The organism is Streptomyces sp. NPDC091377, assembly GCF_044757045.1.
Taxonomy (GTDB): Bacteria; Actinomycetota; Actinomycetes; order Streptomycetales; family Streptomycetaceae; genus Streptomyces.
Genome location: NZ_JBIVUE010000002.1, coordinates 726,268 through 745,496, shown reverse-complemented (window position 1 = coordinate 745,496; position 19,229 = coordinate 726,268). Strand labels below are relative to the sequence as shown.

The window sequence follows — 19,229 nt, the reverse complement described above, 5'->3', positions numbered from 1 at the left end:
GGCCCCTGGACGGCCCACCACGCCTTGAGGCGGCACCTGGGCAGCCCGGCGGCGGCTAGCCCAGCGGTTTGCCCGGGAGTTCCACCTTGGCGCCCAGCTCCACGAGCTTCTCCATGAAGTTCTCGTAGCCGCGGTTGATGAGGTCGATGCCGTGGACGCGGCTGGTGCCCTGGGCGGCGAGGGCGGCGATGAGATACGAGAAGCCGCCGCGCAGGTCGGGGATGACCAGATCGGCGCCCTGGAGCCGGGTGGGGCCCGAGACGACCGCGGAGTGCAGGAAGTTGCGCTGGCCGAAACGGCAGTCGGAGCCGCCGAGGCACTCGCGGTAGAGCTGGATGTGGGCACCCATCTGGTTGAGCGCGGAGGTGAAGCCGAGGCGGGACTCGTAGACCGTCTCGTGGACGATGGACAGGCCCGTGGCCTGGGTGAGGGCGACCACCAGGGGCTGCTGCCAGTCGGTCTGGAAGCCGGGGTGCACGTCCGTCTCCAGCGCGATGGAGGTGAGCCGGCCGCCCGGGTGCCAGAAGCGGATGCCCTCGTCGTCGATGCGGAAGGCCCCGCCCACCTTCCGATAGGTGTTCAGGAACGTCATCATCGAGCGCTGCTGGGCACCGCGGATGTAGATGTCGCCCTCGGTCGCCAGCGCCGCGGACGCCCAGGAGGCGGCCTCCAGGCGGTCCGGGAGGGCACGGTGGTCATAGCCGCCGAGCTTGTCCACCCCGGTGATGCGGATGGTGCGGTCGGTGTCCATCGCGATGATGGCGCCCATCTTCTGCAGGACGCAGATGAGGTCCTCGATCTCGGGCTCCACGGCGGCGTTGGAGAGTTCTGTCACCCCCTCGGCCAGGACGGCGGTGAGCAGCACCTGTTCGGTCGTGCCGACCGACGGGTAGGGCAGGCGGATCTTGGTGCCGCGCAGCCGGGTGGGTGCCTCCAGGTACTGGCCGTCCGCGCGCTTCTCGATGGTGGCGCCGAACTGCCGCAGCACGTCGAAGTGGAAGTCGATGGGCCGGCCGCCGATGTCGCAGCCGCCGAGGCCGGGGATGAACGCGTGGCCGAGGCGGTGCAGCAGGGGTCCGCAGAACAGGATCGGGATGCGTGAGGAACCCGCGTGCGCGTCGATGTCGGCGACGTTCGCGCTCTCGACGTGGGTCGGGTCCAGCACCAGTTCGCCGGGTTCCTCACCCGGCCGGACCGTCACGCCGTGCAGCTGCAACAGCCCCCGGACGACCCGGACATCACGGATGTCGGGGACATTGCGCAGTCGGCTCGGCTCACCGCCCAGCAGGGCGGCGACCATGGCCTTCGGCACGAGGTTCTTCGCACCGCGGACACGGATCTCGCCCTGTAGCGGGGTGCCGCCGTGGACAAGCAGGACATCGTCGTTGACGGTCATGAATCTCGCGTTCCATGGAGTTCGGGTGGGGGCCGGAGAGACAGACTAATCGCCGCCGACCCCCCTGCTGTAAGCGTGAGGACGGCCCGCCCTGTCATAGGTGTGTCACAACACGAACCGCGTGCAACCGGGCACATGGGGTCACGGCTCCCGGCGGGCCCCTGATGTGCGCCCCGTGCGCCCTGGTCCGCTCTTGCCGGGAGGGCCCGCCGCCTCCCTCCCGGGGGCGGGATGCGGGATCATGTCTGGCATGACGGAGGTGTCCTCGCTCACAGGGCGGCTGCTCGTGGCCGCGCCCGCTCTGGCGGACCCGAACTTCGACCGCGCGGTGGTGCTTCTCCTCGACCACGACGAGGAGGGCTCGCTCGGTGTCGTCCTGAACCGCCCCACGCCCGTGGGGGTCGCGGACATCCTGGAGGCGTGGGCCGAACTGGCGGGGGAGCCGGGCGTGGTCTTCCAGGGCGGCCCGGTCTCGCTGGACTCGGCGCTGGGGGTGGCCGTCATCCCGGGCGGCGGCTCCGCCGACGGGGCCCCGCTCGGCTGGCGCCAGGTGCACGGCGCGATCGGCCTGGTCGATCTGGAGGCCCCGCCGGAACTGCTGGCCTCCGCGCTCGGCTCGCTGAGGATCTTCGCCGGTTACGCCGGCTGGGGCCCCGGTCAGCTGGAGGACGAACTGGTCGAGGGCGCGTGGTACGTGGTGGAGTCCGAGCCGGGCGATGTCTCCTCCCCGGAGCCCGAACGACTGTGGCGCGAGGTGCTGCGCCGCCAGCGCGGCGAGCTGGCGATGGTGGCGACGTACCCGGACGATCCCTCACTGAACTGAACTGAACTGAACGGACCGGCGTCGACCGGGCCCGGCCCGGGCCGGGCCGACGTAGGGCTGGCGTAGGGCTGGCGTGCGGCCGGACGGGCCCGGTCCGGGGCGGACCGGCGTACGACCGGAGTGCGGCCGGGCAGGGGCCGGCCGGTGTCCGCCGGGGCGGGCCGACGTAGGGCCGGGAGTGGGGCCGGGCAGGGGTCGGTCGGCGGTGACCGGGTCGGGGCGGGGGATGTCGTGGTCGGGGGTGGGGCTGCCCCCGGCCGAACGGTGTGAGCTTCAGTACTCTTGGTTTTTATGAGCACTCTTGAGCCCGAGCCCGAGCGCGGGACTGGTACGGGGACCCTCGTAGAGCCGACGCCGCAGACCTCCCACGGTGACGGTGACCACGAGCGCTTCGCCCATTACGTCCAGAAGGACAAGATCATGGCGAGTGCCCTCGACGGGACTCCCGTCGTGGCGCTCTGCGGCAAGGTCTGGGTGCCGGGCCGCGATCCCAAGAAGTATCCGGTGTGCCCCATGTGCAAGGAGATCTACGAATCGATGAGCTCCGGCGGGGACGACGGCAAGGGCGGCAAGGGCGGTAACGGCGGCAGCAAGAAGTAGCCGTGCCGCCGGTCGCGTCCGGCCGGAAGTGCACAAGCCTCCAGGGTGTGTATTGACACACTCCGGGGGCTTTTGTGTCTTTGGTCGGAGCCGGGGCCGTTGCGTGGAGTGCGTCGCCCGGTCACAGAGTGGTTGAGACCTCTTGTAAGTCCGTTCATCCACTCCTTAACCTCCGCAGTGTTGTGCACAGCGAAACAAGCATTGCGCATGTTGCAACGTTGCAACGCACTCTCGGAGGAGCGACTCCATGAAGATGTCCGTCCGCACGGCCGCCCTGCTCGTCCCGGCGCTGCTGGTCAGCGCCGCCTGCGCCCCCTCGACCTCCGACAACTCCTCCTCCGGCGAGGACGAGAAGACCGGCACCCTGCGGGTGTGGCTCTTCCAGGAGGTCAACAACAAGCCCAAGGAACAGGTCGTCGAGTCCGTCGTCGACGAGTTCCAGAAGTCCCACGAGGGGACCAAGGTCTCCGTCGAGTACATCCCGGTCGAGACCCGCGCCCAGCGCATCAAGGCCGCTTTCAACGACCCCAAGAGCGCCCCCGACGTCATCGAGTACGGCAACACCGACACCGCCGGCTATGTGAAGGACGGCGGACTCGCCGACGTCACCTCGGAGTTCGACGCGTGGGACGAGGGCAAGGACGTCGACCCGACCGCCCGCGCCTCCGTCACCGTCGACGGCAAGGTCTACGGCACCCCCTTCTTCGTCGGGGTCCGCGCCCTGTACTACCGCACGGACGTCTTCGAGGAACTGGGCATCGAGGCCCCCAAGACCCAGGCCGAGCTGATCTCCACCGCCAAGAAGATCCGCGACGCCAAGCCCGACCTGTACGGCCTGGCCGTCGGCGGCGCCTACACCTACGGCGCGATGCCCTTCATCTGGGCCAACGGCGGCGAGATCGCCACCGGCAAGGGCTCCTCCTTCGCCTCCGCCATCGACAGCGCCGAGGCCCAGAAGGGCATCAAGGCGTACACCTCGCTCTTCGGCGACGACAACTGTCCCGCCGCCAAGTGCGCGGGCTTCGGCGGCAACGACACGGTGACCGCCTTCGCCTCCGGCAAGGCCGGTATGGCCATCGGCGGCGACTTCAGCCACCAGGCCGTGGAGGCGGGCGCCGTCAAGGGCAAGTACGCGGTCGTCCCGCTGCCCGGCGTCGAGTCCGGCTCGATCGCCCCTGCGTTCGCCGGCGGCAACAACATCGGCGTCCTGAAGAGCTCCTCGCACCGCACGCTCGCCGTCGACCTGATGCAGCAGCTCTCCTCCAAGAAGACCCAGGGCGAACTCTTCGACGCCATGGGCTTCCTGCCCACCTACGCCGAGGTCCGTGACGAGGCCGCCGCCAAGGACGACTTCATCAAGCCGTTCGTGGAGACCCTCGCCGCCGACACCAAGTTCGTGCCGGCCTCGCCCGCCTGGGCCGAGATCGACGCCTCGCAGGTGCTGCCGACCATGTTCCAGGAGATCGTCAGCGGCAAGAAGGACGTCGACGAGGCCGCCGCCGACGCGGCGGAGAAGATGGACGCGTCCTTCGCGTCCGCGGGCTGACCTCATGGCCGTGCACGAAACCGCCGTCAAGCCGGTCACGTCCGTCCGTAAGGGCGCGACCGGCGGCCCCCGCGGGAAGAGAAACCCCGGCGGGCCCCGCAAGAGCGGCTGGACCCCCTGGCTCTACCTCGCCCCCGCGATCGTCGTCCTCGGGGCGCTGCTCGTCTACCCGATCTACCAGCTCGGCCTGATCTCGTTCCTGGAGTACACCCAGGCCCAGGTCAGCGGCGGCGAACCCACCACCTTCAAGGGCCTCGGCAACTACCGCGAACTCTTCGCCGACGAACAGTTCTGGCAGGTGCTGACCGCCACCGTCGTCTTCGCCGCCGCCTGTGTGGTCTCCACCCTCGCGGTCGGCTGCGCGCTCGCCGTGCTGCTCACCCGGGTCCGCGCACTGCCCCGGCTCGCGCTGATGATGGCCGCGCTGGGCGCCTGGGCGACCCCCGCGGTCACCGGCTCCACCGTCTGGCTGATGCTGTTCGACCCGGACTTCGGCCCGGTCAACCGGATCCTCGGCCTCGGCGACCACTCCTGGACCTACGGGCGCTACAGCGCGTTCTTCCTGGTCCTGCTGGAAGTCGTCTGGTGCTCCTTCCCGTTCGTGATGGTCACCGTCTACGCCGGTATCCGCGCCATCCCCACCGAGGTGCTGGAGGCCGCCTCCCTGGACGGCGCCTCGCAGTGGCGGATCTGGCGCTCGGTCATGGCGCCGATGCTCCGCCCCATCCTGGTGATCGTCACCATCCAGTCGGTGATCTGGGACTTCAAGGTCTTCACCCAGATCTACGTCATGACCAACGGCGGCGGCATCGCGGGCCAGAACATGGTCCTCAACGTCTACGCCTACCAGCAGGCGTTCGCCTCCTCGCAGTACAGCCTCGGCTCGGCGATCGGCGTCGTCATGCTGCTGATCCTGCTGGCCGTGACCCTGGTCTATCTGCGGCTGCTGCGCCGACAGGGGGAGGAACTGTGAGTGTCGTGCGTTCCCTGGTACGACGACCCTGGCGGCTGGCCGCCGAGGTGTCCGCGCTGCTGATCGCCGTGGTCGTCGCCTTCCCGCTGTACTGGATGGTGCTCAGCGCCTTCAAACCGGCCGGCGAGATCGAGTCGTCCGAGGCCCGGCCCTGGACCCTGGCACCCGGCCTGGACTCGTTCCGGCGGGTGTTCGGACAGCAGGAATTCGGTCGCTATTTCCTCAACAGCCTGCTCGTCGCGAGCTGTGTCGTCCTCGCCTCGGCGCTCATCGCCTTTCTCGCGGCGACCGCCGTCACGCGATTCAGGTTCCGTTTCCGGACCACCATTCTGATCATGTTCCTGGTGGCCCAGATGGTGCCGATCGAGGCGCTCACCATCCCGCTCTTCTTCCTCATGCGGGACTTCAACCAGCTCAACACCCTGGGCTCGCTGATCCTGCCCCACATCGCCTTCTCACTGCCCTTCGCCATCTGGATGCTCCGAGGGTTCGTGAAAGCCGTGCCGGAGGCACTGGAGGAGGCCGCCTATCTCGACGGGGCGAGCCGGTCGCGATTCATGTGGCAGATCCTCTTCCCCCTGGTCTTCCCGGGCCTCGTGGCCACCAGCGTGTTCTCCTTCATCTCCACCTGGAACGACTTCCTCTTCGCCCGTTCCTTCATCATCAGCGACACCTCCCAGTCGACCCTCCCGATGGCCCTGCTCGTCTTCTACAAGCCGGACGACCCCGACTGGGGCGGCGTGATGGCGGCGTCCACGGTGATGACGATTCCGGTGCTGGTCTTCTTCGTCCTGGTGCAGCGACGGCTGGTCTCCGGGTTGGGAGGTGCCGTCAAGGACTGATACGACAGAAAGGGTCTGGGCCTCCACGGATGGGACTTTCACGAGCGTGACTTCCAACACGCCTTCAACGCCTTCCAACACGACTTCTCCCCTGACTCCTACACCGACTCCTCACCCGCCTTCTGACGCGACTTCTAACGCGACTTCTACGGACAGGAATTCAGTGAGTACGACTTCGGCGGACGGAACGACGACGGACCCGGCCGGTACGACGCCGGCGGCGGACCTGATTCCCGCGCCGCGCCGGGTGATCCCGGGCGGCGACGGATTCCTCGCCCTCGGACCCGCGACCGCGCTGGTCGCGGGCGAGGGCGCCGAGGGCACCGCCCGCTGGCTGCGCGCCGAACTGGGCGCCGCCACCGGCCTGCCGCTGCCCCCGGCGGACTCCGCGGGCGCGGGCGCCGTACGGCTCCGTGTCGACCCGGCCGTCGCCTCCGAGATCGGCGCCGAGGGCTACCGCCTCGACATCACCGAGGACGGCGCGGAACTGACCGGCGCCGACCCCGCCGGGCTTTTCCGCGGTGCCCAGACACTGCGCCAACTCCTCGGCCCCGACGCCTTCCGCCGGGCCCCGCTGCCCGGCCGCGAGTGGCGGCTCCCGCTCGCCCGCATCGAGGACGCCCCGCGATTCGCCTGGCGCGGCATGATGCTGGACGTGGCCCGGCACTTCATGCCCAAGGAAGGCGTGCTGCGCTATCTCGACCTGCTGGCCGCGCACAAACTCAATGTCTTCCACTTCCATCTGACCGACGACCAGGGCTGGCGCGTCGAGATCAAGCGCCACCCCCGGCTCACCGAGGTCGCCTCCTGGCGGTCCCGCACCAAATGGGGCCACCGCGCCTCACCGCTCTGGGACGACAAGCCGCACGGCGGCTTCTACACCCAGGACGACATCCGCGAGATCGTCGCCTACGCCGCCGAGCGGCATATCACCGTCGTCCCGGAAATCGACATCCCGGGCCACTCCCAGGCCGCCATCTCGGCCTATCCCGAACTCGGCAACGCCGATGTCGTCGACACCACCGCGCTGTCCGTCTGGGACAGCTGGGGCGTCTCCGAGAACGTCCTCGCCCCCACCGACGAGGTCCTGCGCTTCTACGAGGGGGTGTTCGAGGAACTCCTGGAACTCTTCCCCGGCCGGTTCATCCACGTCGGCGGCGACGAATGCCCCAAGGAGCAGTGGCGGCGCTCGCCGCTGGCCCAGTCCCGCATCAAGGAACTCGGGGTCTCGGACGAGAACGGGCTCCAGTCCTGGTTCATCCGCCACTTCGACACCTGGCTCACCGCGCGCGGACGCCGGCTCATCGGCTGGGACGAGATCCTGGAGGGCGGCCTCGCCGAGGGCGCCGCGGTGTCCTCCTGGCGTGGCTACGAGGGCGGCATCGACGCCGCGCGCGCGGGCCACGACGTCGTCATGTGCCCCGAGCAGCAGGTGTATCTGGACCACCGCCAGCACGGCGGCCCCGACGAGCCGGTGCCGATCGGCTTCGTCCGCACCCTGGAGAACGTCTACCGCTTCGAGCCGGTGCCGCCGGAGCTGACGGTGGACGAGGCGCGGCACGTGCTGGGCACCCAGGCCAACGTCTGGGCCGAGGTGATGGAGAGCCCCGCCCGCGTGGACTACCAGGTCTTCCCGCGGCTCGCCGCCTTCGCCGAGGTGGCGTGGAGCGAACTGCCGCCCCCGGACGACCGGGACTTCGCCGGCTTCGAACGCCGGATGACCACCCACTACGCCCGCCTCGACGCGATCGGCGTCGCCTACCGCCCGCCCACCGGCCCCAAGCCGTGGCAGCGGCGGCCGGGGATCCTCGGGCGCCCCATCGACGGGGAGCCGCCCAGGAAGTGACCCACCGGGCCCACCCACCGGGCCCACCCACCGGGCCCACACGCGGGGCACGCCCACGGGACCTCCCGGGGGCGCGCCCCGCGCCGCCCCGCGCCGCCTCGGTCCCCCTCGGTCCCCCTCGGTCCCCCTCGGTCCCCCTCGGTCTCCCTCCGGCTCCTCCGCCCCCCTCTGCTCTGCCCGGGCGGGAGCCGGGCAGATAATGGAAAAAACACCCGAGCGTCACCGAGTATCGCCAATTGCCGCGCCAGGGTGATGCGGTGTGAAATCACACCATCTCCACAATCGGGCGGGCGAATGCCTCCTAGCGGACCCCCGCGCTCGTGCCCTGCGAAGATGTGCCAGAGTTGCCGTTGCCACGTCCGCCCGGTCAGCAGCACGTACCGTACGGCGCACAGGTGGAAGCAGTGGGGGCAGCGGGAAGGGGCAGCCGGTTTTGACCACGCACGCACCGCAGGCGGCGCAGGCCGTCACGCTGCCCACGACGCTCGACGAGGCGGTGGCGGCCCTCACCGCCATGCCCGCCGCCGTGCCCGTCGCGGGCGGCACCGACCTCATGACCGCCGTCAACTCCGGTCAGCTCCGGCCCGCCGCCCTGGTCGGCCTCGGCCGCATCAGCGAGATCCGCGGCTGGCAGTACCAGGACGGCCACGCCCTGCTCGGCGCCGGACTCACCCACGCCCGCATGGGCCGCCCCGACTTCGCTGCCCTCATCCCCGCCCTCGCCGCCGCCGCCCGCGCGGCCGGCCCCCCGCACATCCGCAACGCCGGCACCCTCGGCGGCAACATCGCCTCGGCCGCCCCCACCGGCGACGCCCTGCCGGTGCTCGCCGCCCTGGAGGCCACCCTGGTCATCGCCGGGCCGGACGGCGCCCGCCGGGAACTGCCCGTCTCCCATCTGCTGGCCGGGGTGGACATGCTCCGCGCCGGAGAACTCATCGGCTACGTCCGCGTACCGCTGCTGCACGCCCCCCAGGTCTTCCTCAAGGCCACCGCGCGCACCGGTCCCGGCCGCGCCGCCGCCTCCGTGGCCCTCGTCCTCGACCCCGCCCGGCGCGGCGTGCGGTGCGCGGTCGGCGCCATCGCCCCGATGCCGCTGCGCCCGCTGGACGCCGAGCAGTGGGTCGCCCAGCTCATCGACTGGGACAACGACCGCGCGCTCGTCCCCGAGGCGCTCAGCGCGTTCGGCGAGTACGTCGCCGCGGCCTGCATCCCCGACCCGGCCCCCGCCGAGGACGGCTCGGTGCCGCAGCTTCCGCCCGCCGTACTGCACTTGCGGCGCTCCGTCGCCACGCTGGCCCGACGAGCACTGGGGAGGGCACTGTCATGACCGACGACCAGCACGGAGAGGGCACACCCCAGGGCGCGGGCCGCTGGGACCCGCTGCCCCAGGGCGAGTACGACGACGGCGCCACCGCCTTCGTGAAGCTCCCCGAGGGCGGTATCGACGCGCTCCTGGCCTCCTCCGACAGCCCGCTCGCCGCGCCGGGCCACGGCTATGTGCCGCCGCCCATCACGGTCACGCCCGCCGCGCCGACGGCCACCGACCCGTCCGGCACCGGCACCTGGGCCACCCTCCCGGCCGCCCCCGCCGACGGCGTGCAGTGGCAGTCACCGGAGGGGTCCGCGGGCCACGACACCCACGACTCCGGCCATGACACCGGTCACGACTCCGGCCACTACGGCCACCAGGACGCCCGCCACCTGGACATCGGTCACGCGGACCCCGCTCACCAGGGTGGGCACCAGGGCGGGCCCCACCACCCCGCCGGGCACGACGGCTTCACGTACAGCCCGGGCGCGACCGGCCAGTGGAGCTTCGAGGAGGCCACGGCCGCGGAGCCGCCGCCCGCCCCGGCGCCGGGTCACGACGTGACCGGGCAGTGGTCGATCCCCGTGGCCAACGGCGACCTCCCCGACGAGTCGGGCGAGTACACGACCACCTCGCTGGTGCGGCGTTGGGGCAACACGCCCCCCGACACCCTCCCCGGCGGTGCCGCCGCGCCCTGGGCGACCGAGGGGGCCGGACAGCCGTGGGCGCCGCCCGCCGGGCCGGAGACCCCGGGTGGGGCCCCGGAGGCCGCTGGGCGGCCCGTGGAGGCCGTGGAGGCCGTTGCGGCGGCTACGGGGGTGACCGTCGCGGAGACCGTCACCGACGCCGCCGAGGTGCCGGACACGGAGCAAGGGCCGGGCGCCCCCGCCGCCCAGGACGCGACGGCCGTAGCGGACGTAGCAGACGTACCGAAGGCAACGGACGTGCCGGAGGCGTCGGGCACCCCCGACGAGCGGGCCGCCCGGGAACCGTCCGCCGCGGACAGGGCGCCCGACGACCCCGACGCCGCCTCCGAGCCCCCGGCCGGACCCGAACCCGGACCCGACCCCGCCGATTCCACCGACCCGGCCGGTTCCACCGAACCCGCGGATCCCCCCGCCCCTCCGCACGACGACCACCCCTTGGCGTCGTACGTGCTCCGCGTCAACGGCACCGACCGGCCCGTCACCGGCGCCTGGATCGGCGAGTCGCTGCTCTACGTGCTGCGGGAGCGGCTCGGGCTCGCGGGTGCCAAGGACGGCTGCTCACAGGGCGAGTGCGGGGCGTGCAACGTACAGGTCGACGGGCGGCTCGTCGCCTCCTGCCTGGTGCCCGCGGTCACCGCGGCGGGCAGCGAGGTGCGCACCGTCGAGGGGCTGGCCGCCGACGGCCGGCCCTCGGACGTCCAGCGGGCGCTCGCCAAGTGCGGCGCCGTGCAGTGCGGTTTCTGCGTGCCGGGCATGGCGATGACCGTGCACGACCTGCTGGAGGGCAACCCGGCCCCCGACGAACTGGAGACCCGGCAGGCGCTGTGCGGCAATCTGTGCCGCTGCTCCGGCTACCGGGCCGTCGTGGACGCCGTGCGGGAGGTCGTCGCCGAACGCGCCGCGACCGGCGCGGCCGAGCACGGTGAACGCGACGGTGGCGAAGCGCGTATCCCCCATCAGGCGGGCCCCGGGGCCGGCGGGGTCAACCCGTCGGCGTTCGAACCCGTCAGGCCCCAGGGCCAGGCCCAGGGCCACAACCACGGCCACGGCCACGACCACCGCCACACCCACCCGGGCCCGGACCAAGGTCCGGACCAAGGCCCGTATCAAGGACCGCACGAGGGGCCGCACAGGGGCCCGCAGGGACAGGACGGAGGCCCGGCGTGAGCAACGAAACCGCCACCGCGACCAGCGAGGCCGTTCCCGCCTCCGAGCCGATTCCGCACGGCCTCGGCGCGTCCCTGCCCACCGCCGACGCGCGCGCCAAGACCGAGGGCACCTTCCCCTACGCCGCCGACCTGTGGGCCGAGGGCCTGCTGTGGGCGGCCGTGCTGCGCTCACCGCACCCGCACGCGCGCATCGTCTCCATCGACGTCTCCCACGCGCGCGAGATGGCCGGAGTACGGGCCGTCGTCACCCACGAGGACGTGCCCGGCGCCGCACTCCACGGCCGCGGCAAGGCCGACCGCCCGGTCTTCGCCTCCGAGGTCGTACGCCACCACGGCGAGCCCATCGCCGCCGTGGCCGCCGACCACCCCGACACCGCGCGCATGGCCGCCGCCGCCGTGATCGTCGAGTACGAGGTGCTCGACCCGGTCACCGACCCCGAGCGCGCGTTCGAGGCCGAGCCGCTGCACCCCGACGGCAACCTCATCCGGCACATCCCGCTGCGCCACGGCGACCCGGACGCCGCCGGTGAGATCGTCGTGGAGGGCCTGTACCGCATCGGCCGCCAGGACCCCGCGCCCATCGGCGCCGAGGCGGGCCTCGCCGTGCCCCGGCCGGACGGGGGCGTGGAGCTGTACCTCGCCTCCACCGACCCGCACACCGACCGCGACACCGCCGCCGCCTGCTACGGACTCGCCCCCGACCGCGTGAAGATCGTCGTCACCGGGGTGCCCGGCGCCACCGCCGACCGCGAGGACCAGGGCTTCCAACTGCCCCTCGGGCTGCTGGCCCTGAAGACCGGCTGCCCGGTGAAACTCACCGCCACGCGCGAGGAGTCGTTCCTCGGCCACGTCCACCGCCACCCCACCCTGCTGCGCTACCGCCACCACGCGGACGCCGAGGGCAAGCTGGTCAAGGTGGAGGCGCAGATCCTGCTGGACGCGGGCGCCTACGCGGACACCTCCTCGGAGGCCCTGGCCGCCGCCGTCTCCTTCGCGTGCGGGCCCTACGTCGTCCCCCACGCCTTCATCGAGGGCTGGGCCGTCCGCACCAACAACCCGCCCTCCGGCCATGTGCGCGGCGAGGGCGCCATGCAGGTCTGCGCCGCCTACGAGGCGCAGATGGACAAACTGGCCAAGAAGCTCGGCGTCGAACCGGCCGAACTGCGGCTGCGCAACGTCCTCGCCACCGGCGACGTCCTGCCCATCGGCCAGACCGTGACCTGCCCGGCCCCGGTCGCCGAACTCCTCCAGGCGGTACGGGACTTCCCGCTGCCCGCGCTGCCCAAGGACACCCCCGAGGACGAGTGGCTGCTGCCCGGCGGCCCCGAGGGCGCGGGCGAGCCGGGCGCGGTGCGCCGGGGCGTCGGCTACGGCCTGGGCATGGTGCACATGCTGGGCGCCGAGGGCGCGGACGAGGTCTCCACGGCGACCGTGAAGGTCCACGACGGGGTCGCGACCGTCCTGTGCGCGGCCGTCGAGACCGGGCAGGGCTTCACGACCCTCGCCCGGCAGATCGTCCAGGAGACCCTCGGCGTCGAAGAGGTGCGCGTCGCCCCCGTCGACACCGACCAGCCGTCCGCCGGTCCCGGCTGCCGGGGCCGTCACACCTGGGTGTCCGGCGGCGCGGTGGAACGGGCCGCGAAGATGGTCCGTACGCAGCTCCTCCAGCCGCTGGCGCACAAGTTCGGGATGTCGACGGAGCTGCTCCAGATCGCCGACGGCAAGATCACCTCGTACGACGGGGTCCTCTCCACGACGGTCGCCGAGGCGCTGGACGGCAAGGAGCTGTGGGCCACCGCGCAGTGCCGCCCGCACCCGACCGAGCCGCTGGACGCGACCGGCCAGGGGGACGCCTTCGTGGGGCTCGCCTTCTGCGCCGTGCGCGCGGTGGTGGACGTGGACATCGAACTGGGCGCGGTACGGGTGGTCGAGCTGGCGGTCGCCCAGGACGTCGGGCGGATCCTCAACCCGGCCCAGCTCGCGGCGCGTATCGAGGCCGGGGTGACCCAGGGGGTGGGTATCGCGCTCACCGAGAACCTGCGCACCCCGCGCGGCACGGTCCGCCATCCCGACCTCACCGGCTATGCCCTGCCGACGGCGCTGGACGCCCCGGACATCAGGATCGTGAAGCTGGTCGAGGAACGGGACGTGGTCGCGCCGTTCGGTGCCAAGGCGGTCAGCGCGGTCCCGGTGGTCGCCTCCCCGGCCGCGATCGCCTCGGCGGTGCGGGCGGCGACGGGACGCCCCGTGAACCGGCTGCCGATCCGGCCCCAGGCGGCCGTGGTCACGGGCCAGTGACCCCCGCACCGACCGACACCTGAGCGATGCGGGGGATGCGGGGGATTCGCGAGGGATCGGGCAACCCGTGGGGCGGGTACGACGTCTGAGGGAGTGGTCGGGTCGGCGAGCCCCCGTGCGGGGCCGGGCGCGGTGGACCACGTGGTGCGCGAGCGTGACGCGCGGTGGGCCGTGCCGGTGCCGAGAACCGCGTCTGTGCAGGTCAGGCCCCGTTGTCAGTGGTAGTGCGTAGTGTTCTGGGCAGTGGGGACGGCCGCGGGTTCGGGCGGGCGGGCCGACCTCTGACCACCATGCGCGGGGGAGCGATGAGCACGACCGGTGCCGTGACCACGGCGATCACCTTGACCGAGCAGGACCTGGACCTCTACATCACACACGCGCCCACCCGTGACTGGCTGACGGGCCCCGGGCTTCCGGACGTGAGCGACCTGCTGACGTTCGAGGCGCTGCGCACCGACGGTCTGCGCACGGTCGCCGACTCCACCGGCGACCCCGGCGCCCTCACCGCCGGGCTGCGCGACCGTCTGGTCATCGGCGGACTGCTCACCCCCGAGGGCACGGAGGGCGAGTCGGTCCTGCTGGACGGCGCCACCGGAGCGGTCACGACAACGTTCTTCCTGCACGACCGCCCGGACCTGATGAGCACCCGCCCGCTGGCCCCCTCGCTGCGCGCCCTGGTGGCCTGCGCCGCGGCGACGGAGGAACTGGCGGAGCTGCGCGGCCAGTTCGCGGCCTACGCGGGCCGCCACGGCACCGAGGCCGCGGCACAGGCGTCCCGGCAGCTCCTGGCGGTCTTCGAGGAGGCCGCGGCGGACGGCGCGGCGGCGGGCGGCGGCGTCGCGGTGCCGCCGTACTGGAAGATGGCGGCGCTGATCCGCCCGCTGGCCCTGGTCGCGGGTCCCGGCACCCGGTCCGGGCTGGCGCTGGACCTGCCGCCCCGGCTGCTGGACCGGGAGTTCGGCCCCGGCCGGCCCGCCTGCTTCGAGGACGTCGACTTCCCCGCCAGCCTCACCCATGAGCCGACCCGCCGTTTCCTGCGCGAGACGGGCCTGCCCGAGGACGGCACCCTGCTCACCCTGGACACGGACGTACGGCTGCCGACGCTCGCCGAGTACTACGCGGACGAGGACGCCGGAGGGGTCCGGCCGGCCGACCTCCCGCCGCGCGCCGCCCAGCTGATCCGGCTCGGCCATCTCGTGGACGACCACAGCCTGCTGGTGGACGGCGCGACCGGCGAGATCCTGGACTGGAGCGAGGGCGACGGCGTGCTGCGCCCGCTGAACACGGATGTGTCCACCCTCGCCTTCACCCTCTGGCTGCTGCGGCGCGAGCGGGCCATCGACCGCGAGCTGGACCACGAACTGACGACGGAGGCGTACGACCAACTGGCGGCCACGATGATCCGGGTCCTGAGATCCGTCGACCCCACGGGCTCCGCCGTCCAGCCGGTGGACTGGCACTACTGGACGCATCTGTTCCAGGACGAGACGGCCGGGATCCTCTGACGCCGGGCGATTCCGGGCGGGGGCCAGGGAGACGGCGGGCCCTCCGGGGGAGCGGTGGGGCGGGGGTTCGTCGCACCCGACCGGACCACCGACCCGACCACTCGACCCTGGGAGCGGGCCGAGAGTCACCGCCCGCGCCGTACCGCCCCGAGGGGCGCGCACTGCCCTGGGGGCGCGCACCGCCCCGAGGGGCGTTTGGAGACCGTGGCGGGAATCGAACCCGCGTAACTCGCTTTGCAGGCGAGTCCCTGAACCTCTCGGGCACACGGTCACTGGTGGAACGACCGTAGGCCGGGGGGACGGCGGGGCTCAAGGGGAACGAGGGGCCCGCAATGTGACTGCCACACGCCGTTCACAGAGGTTCACGAGCCTGACCGGAGGCCGTGCGGGGAGCCGTACCGGAGGTGGTGGAGGAGGGACGTACCGGGAGTCGCCGTACCGGGAGTCGTACGACGAAGGTCGGAGGCAAGGGCGGTCCACCGACAGGCGTCAAAGCCGGGTGTGACCCTTACGCTGCTGGTCATGACAACCCCCAACCCGCGTGACACCGATGTCGCCGATGTCGCCGATGTCACGGATGACACCGAGACCACCGGAGGTCCGTCCGGCGGGCCCGGGGCCACCGCCCTGTCCGGCCCGAGAGAGAGCGTGCTGAGCCGGCCCTATCGCGCGCTCAGCGTCGGGATCACGACAGTGGTGCTGCTGATCGCCTTCGAGGCTACGGCGGTAGGCACGGCAATGCCGGTGGCAGCGCGGGAGCTGGACGGGGTGTCGGTGTACGCGTTCGCGTTCTCCGGGTACTTCACGACCAGCCTGTTCGGGATGGTGCTCTCCGGCCAGTGGTCGGACCGGCGCGGCCCGCTCGGCCCCGTGACGACCGGGATCGCGGCGTTCGCGGTGGGGCTGCTGCTGTCGGGGACGGCCGCGACGATGTGGATGTTCATCCTCGGACGCGCGGTGCAGGGGCTGGGCGGCGGTCTGGTGATCGTGGGGCTCTACGTCGTCGTGGGCCGGGCCTATCCGGAGCATCTGCGACCGGCGATCATGGCGGCGTTCGCGGCGAGCTGGGTGCTGCCGTCGGTCATGGGGCCGCTGGCGGCGGGCGCGGTGACCGAGCACATCGGCTGGCGGTGGGTGTTCCTGGGGACCCCGCTGCTGGTCGCCCTGCCGCTGGCCCTCGCCCTCCCGCAGATCCGCAGGCGGGCCGCGGGGCCGGTGGAGGGCGCCACCGGCAAGGGCGCTGCCGGCGCGGGCGGCTCCGGTGGGCGGGGCTCCGGCAGGGCCCGGACCTCCTTCGACGGGCGGCGGATCCGGCTGGCGCTCGCGATCTCGCTCGGGGCGGGCCTGTTGCAGTACGCGGCGCAGGATCTGCGCTGGCTGTCACTGGTCCCCGGCGTCGCGGGGGCCGCGCTGCTGGTGCCGGCGGTGCGGGGGCTGCTGCCGCGCGGGACGTACCGGGCGGCGCGCGGGCTGCCGTCGGTGGTGCTGCTGCGCGGGGTGGCGGCGGGCTCCTTCATCGCGGCCGAGTCCTTCGTGCCGCTGATGCTGGTGACCCAGCGGGGGCTGAGCCCGACCCTGGCGGGGCTCTCGCTGGCGGCCGGCGGCGGGACCTGGGCGCTGGGGTCGTGGCTGCAGTCCCGGCCGCGGGTGGAGCCGTACCGGGAGACGCTGATGACGGTCGGCATGGTGCTGGTCGCGGCGGCGATCGCGGCGGCGCCGAGTGTGCTGATCGAGTCCGTGCCGGTCTGGATCGTGGCGGTGGCCTGGGGCTTCGGCTGCTTCGGGATGGGGCTGGTGATCGCCTCCACCAGTGTGCTGCTGCTGAAGCTCTCCGCCCCCAGCGAGGCCGGCACCAACTCCGCCGCCCTCCAGATCTCCGACGGTCTGTCCAACGTCATGCTCCTCGCCGTCGGCGGCGCCGCGTTCGCGGCCCTGGGCGGCGGCACCGTGGCCCATGCCGCCACGGAGTCCTCCGGCGGCTCACCGGGCGCCTTCGCCGCGGTGTTCCTGCCGATGGCGGGCGTGGCCCTGATCGGGGCATGGGTGACCCGCCGTCTGCGGACGGCGTGACGGCGTGACGGCGTGACGGCATGACGGCGTGACGGCAGGACGGCAGGACGGCGGGCATACGGCGGGCGGGGCGCGGTTGTGATGTGGGTCCCACCCGCGGGGGACCCGGCATCGTTCGCGCGTTGACCGCGGGGGCCCGCCGGTAGGGTGGCCCGGTTGTCATACCCGACCGGGTGCCGACGCCGTACCCGCCGAGCCGTCCGTCCGACCACACCGGAGACCGTGACTACCTCCCGCCCGTCGCCCGCCACCACCCTCAACGGAGCGCCCTCCGGGCCCGCACCCATGTCCCCCACGTCCTCATCCTCCGCGTCCACCCACTCCCACCACCTGTCACCGGCCTTCCCCGGCCGGGCCCCCTGGGGCACCGCCGGCAAGCTGCGGGCCTGGCAGCAGGGGGCGATGGAGCGGTACATCCAGGAACAGCCGCGCGACTACCTGGCGGTCGCCACGCCGGGCGCCGGAAAGACGACCTTCGCGCTGACGCTGGCGTCCTGGCTGCTGCACCACCATGTCGTGCAGCAGGTGACCGTGGTCGCGCCCACCGAGCACCTCAAGAAGCAGTGGGCGGAGGCGGCGGCCCGGATAGGGATCAGGCTCGACCCCGAGTACAGCGCGGGCCCGCTCAGCAAGGACTACCACGGCGTCGCCGTCACCTACGCGGGCGTCGGCGTCCGCCCCATGCTGCACCGCAACCGCGTCGAGCAGCGCAAGACACTGGTCATCCTGGACGAGATCCACCACGCCGGTGACTCCAAGTCGTGGGGCGAGGCGTGTCTGGAGGCGTTCGAGCCCGCGACCCGGCGTCTCGCGCTGACCGGTACGCCCTTCAGGTCCGACACCAACCCCATCCCGTTCGTGGCGTACGAGGAGGGCGCCGACGGCATCCGCCGCTCGGCCGCCGACTACACGTACGGCTACGGCTCCGCACTCGCCGACGGTGTCGTGCGGCCGGTCATCTTCCTCTCCTACAGCGGCAACATGCGCTGGCGCACCAAGGCGGGCGACGAGATCGAGGCCCGGCTCGGCGAGCCGATGACCAAGGACGCCATCAGCCAGGCGTGGCGTACGGCGCTGGACGCGCGCGGCGAGTGGATGCCGGCCGTGCTGCGCGCCGCCGACCAGCGGCTGACCGAGGTGCGCAAGGCGATCCCGGACGCCGGCGCCCTGGTCATCGCCAGCGACCAGGAATCGGCCCGCTCGTACGCCAAGCTGATCCGGGACATCACCGGGAACAAGGCGACCCTCGTCCTCTCCGACGACGCCGGGGCCTCCGACCGGATCGACGAGTTCAGCGGCGGCACCGACCGCTGGATGGTCGCGGTGCGGATGGTCTCCGAGGGCGTGGACGTGCCCCGTCTCGCGGTCGGGGTGTACGCGACGACCATCTCCACGCCGCTGTTCTTCGCCCAGGCGGTCGGGCGTTTCGTACGGTCCCGGCGGCGGGGCGAGACCGCGTCGGTGTTCCTGCCGACCGTGCCCGATCTGCTGGGCTTCGCGGGCGAGATGGAGCGTGAGCGCGACCACGTCCTCGACAAGCCGAAGAAGGACGGCGAGGAGGACCCGTACGCCGAGGAGGACAGACTCCTCCAGGAGGCCGAGAAGCAGCAGGACGAGGACACCGGCGAGCAGGACATGCTGCCGTTCGAGGCGCTGGAGTCCGACGCGGTCTTCGACCGGGTGATGTACAACGGCGCCGAGTTCGGGATGCAGGCCCACCCGGGCAGCGAGGAGGAGCAGGACTACCTCGGCATCCCCGGGCTGCTGGAGCCCGACCAGGTGCAAATGCTGCTCCAGAAGCGGCAGGCCCGGCAGATCGCGCACAGCCGCAAGAAGCCGGACACCGAGGCCGACCTCCTGGAGATGCCGGCCGAGCGCCGCCCCGTGGTCAGCCACAAGGAGCTGATGGAGCTGCGCCGCCAGCTCAACAACATGGTCGGCGCCTACGTCCACCAGAGCGGCAAGCCGCACGGCGTCATCCACACCGAACTCCGCCGGGTGTGCGGCGGCCCGCCCAGCGCCGAGGCGACGGCCGGACAACTCCGGCAGCGCATCGCCAAGGTGCAGGAATGGGCCACCCGCATGCGCTGACCCCTCCCGTGAGCGGTGCGGCAGGGGCCCGTGTGGCCGGAAGTGCGGGTGGCG

13 protein-coding genes and 1 tRNA gene are annotated in these 19,229 nt (G+C 72.4%); 12 read left to right on the top strand and 2 right to left on the bottom strand.

Going from position 1 to position 19,229, the window contains the following annotated elements; translation table 11 throughout:
- Positions 1 to 55 precede the first annotated feature (55 nt).
- Complete coding sequence (murA, locus tag ACIQNG_RS07390) at positions 56 to 1,396, bottom strand: UDP-N-acetylglucosamine 1-carboxyvinyltransferase (protein ID WP_401439188.1); 1,341 nt, start codon at positions 1,394 to 1,396, stop codon at positions 56 to 58.
- Positions 1,397 to 1,646: 250 nt separating this feature from the next.
- Between murA and ACIQNG_RS07385 the strand changes: the two genes are divergently transcribed.
- The 10 genes from ACIQNG_RS07385 to ACIQNG_RS07340 all read left to right on the top strand — a co-directional run bounded on the left by ACIQNG_RS07385 (position 1,647) and on the right by ACIQNG_RS07340 (position 15,014).
- A complete protein-coding gene (locus tag ACIQNG_RS07385) occupies positions 1,647 to 2,219 on the top strand; it encodes a YqgE/AlgH family protein (RefSeq protein WP_401439191.1) in 573 nt (190 codons plus the stop codon).
- A 291-nt stretch (positions 2,220 to 2,510) separates the two neighbouring features.
- Positions 2,511 to 2,819, top strand: coding sequence for a DUF3039 domain-containing protein (locus tag ACIQNG_RS07380; protein WP_401439194.1), 309 nt, complete (start codon positions 2,511 to 2,513; stop codon positions 2,817 to 2,819).
- Positions 2,820 to 3,066: 247 nt separating this feature from the next.
- Positions 3,067 to 4,365, top strand: a complete 1,299-nt coding sequence (locus tag ACIQNG_RS07375; RefSeq protein WP_401439197.1) for an extracellular solute-binding protein — start codon at positions 3,067 to 3,069, stop codon at positions 4,363 to 4,365.
- A 4-nt stretch (positions 4,366 to 4,369) separates the two neighbouring features.
- Positions 4,370 to 5,338, top strand: coding sequence for a carbohydrate ABC transporter permease (locus ACIQNG_RS07370; RefSeq protein WP_401482985.1), 969 nt, complete (start codon positions 4,370 to 4,372; stop codon positions 5,336 to 5,338).
- Positions 5,335 to 6,180 (top strand): carbohydrate ABC transporter permease, encoded by an 846-nt coding sequence (locus ACIQNG_RS07365; RefSeq protein ID WP_401439203.1) that lies wholly within the window; start codon positions 5,335 to 5,337, stop codon positions 6,178 to 6,180. The genes ACIQNG_RS07370 and ACIQNG_RS07365 overlap by 4 nt, the downstream gene beginning before the upstream one ends.
- 163 nt (positions 6,181 to 6,343) lie before the next feature.
- Positions 6,344 to 8,026: a beta-N-acetylhexosaminidase gene (locus tag ACIQNG_RS07360; protein ID WP_401482984.1), complete on the top strand. Its 1,683-nt coding sequence runs from the start codon at positions 6,344 to 6,346 to the stop codon at positions 8,024 to 8,026.
- A gap of 433 nt (positions 8,027 to 8,459) precedes the next feature.
- On the top strand, positions 8,460 to 9,353 hold the full coding sequence (locus tag ACIQNG_RS07355) for an FAD binding domain-containing protein (protein WP_401482983.1): 894 nt from the start codon (positions 8,460 to 8,462) through the stop codon (positions 9,351 to 9,353).
- The gene (locus ACIQNG_RS07350) at positions 9,350 to 11,209 is read left to right on the top strand and encodes a 2Fe-2S iron-sulfur cluster-binding protein (RefSeq protein WP_401482982.1); all 1,860 of its coding nucleotides are present in this window, start codon (positions 9,350 to 9,352) and stop codon (positions 11,207 to 11,209) included. Before ACIQNG_RS07355 ends, ACIQNG_RS07350 begins: the two co-directional genes overlap by 4 nt.
- On the top strand, positions 11,206 to 13,509 hold the full coding sequence (locus tag ACIQNG_RS07345; RefSeq protein ID WP_401439214.1) for a xanthine dehydrogenase family protein molybdopterin-binding subunit: 2,304 nt from the start codon (positions 11,206 to 11,208) through the stop codon (positions 13,507 to 13,509). The genes ACIQNG_RS07350 and ACIQNG_RS07345 overlap by 4 nt, the downstream gene beginning before the upstream one ends.
- Positions 13,510 to 13,814: 305 nt before the next feature.
- On the top strand, positions 13,815 to 15,014 hold the full coding sequence (locus ACIQNG_RS07340) for an SUKH-4 family immunity protein (protein ID WP_401482981.1): 1,200 nt from the start codon (positions 13,815 to 13,817) through the stop codon (positions 15,012 to 15,014).
- A 196-nt stretch (positions 15,015 to 15,210) separates the two neighbouring features.
- Here ACIQNG_RS07340 and ACIQNG_RS07335 read toward each other — a convergent pair.
- A tRNA-Cys gene (locus ACIQNG_RS07335) sits at positions 15,211 to 15,285 on the bottom strand.
- 251 nt (positions 15,286 to 15,536) lie between these two features.
- On the opposite strand from ACIQNG_RS07335, the gene ACIQNG_RS07330 reads away from it, so the two are divergent.
- Together ACIQNG_RS07330 and ACIQNG_RS07325 are read left to right on the top strand one after the other, a co-directional pair.
- Positions 15,537 to 17,084: an MFS transporter gene (locus ACIQNG_RS07330; RefSeq protein WP_401482980.1), complete on the top strand. Its 1,548-nt coding sequence runs from the start codon at positions 15,537 to 15,539 to the stop codon at positions 17,082 to 17,084.
- Between the two features lie 285 nt (positions 17,085 to 17,369).
- On the top strand, positions 17,370 to 19,175 hold the full coding sequence (locus ACIQNG_RS07325; RefSeq protein WP_401483077.1) for a DEAD/DEAH box helicase: 1,806 nt from the start codon (positions 17,370 to 17,372) through the stop codon (positions 19,173 to 19,175).
- The last annotated feature ends 54 nt before the right edge of the window (positions 19,176 to 19,229 follow it).

Bases quoted from the DNA above. Each gene is read 5' to 3' on its own strand.
- murA (WP_401439188.1), bottom strand. From the start codon at position 1,396: ATGACCGTCAACGACGATGTCCTGCTTGTCCACGGCGGCACCCCGCTA.
- ACIQNG_RS07385 (WP_401439191.1), top strand. From the start codon at position 1,647: ATGACGGAGGTGTCCTCGCTCACAGGGCGGCTGCTCGTGGCCGCGCCC.
- ACIQNG_RS07380 (WP_401439194.1), top strand. From the start codon at position 2,511: ATGAGCACTCTTGAGCCCGAGCCCGAGCGCGGGACTGGTACGGGGACC.
- ACIQNG_RS07375 (WP_401439197.1), top strand. From the start codon at position 3,067: ATGAAGATGTCCGTCCGCACGGCCGCCCTGCTCGTCCCGGCGCTGCTG.
- ACIQNG_RS07370 (WP_401482985.1), top strand. From the start codon at position 4,370: ATGGCCGTGCACGAAACCGCCGTCAAGCCGGTCACGTCCGTCCGTAAG.
- ACIQNG_RS07350 (WP_401482982.1), top strand. From the start codon at position 9,350: ATGACCGACGACCAGCACGGAGAGGGCACACCCCAGGGCGCGGGCCGC.
- ACIQNG_RS07340 (WP_401482981.1), top strand. From the start codon at position 13,815: ATGAGCACGACCGGTGCCGTGACCACGGCGATCACCTTGACCGAGCAG.
- ACIQNG_RS07330 (WP_401482980.1), top strand. From the start codon at position 15,537: ATGACAACCCCCAACCCGCGTGACACCGATGTCGCCGATGTCGCCGAT.
- ACIQNG_RS07325 (WP_401483077.1), top strand. From the start codon at position 17,370: ATGTCCCCCACGTCCTCATCCTCCGCGTCCACCCACTCCCACCACCTG.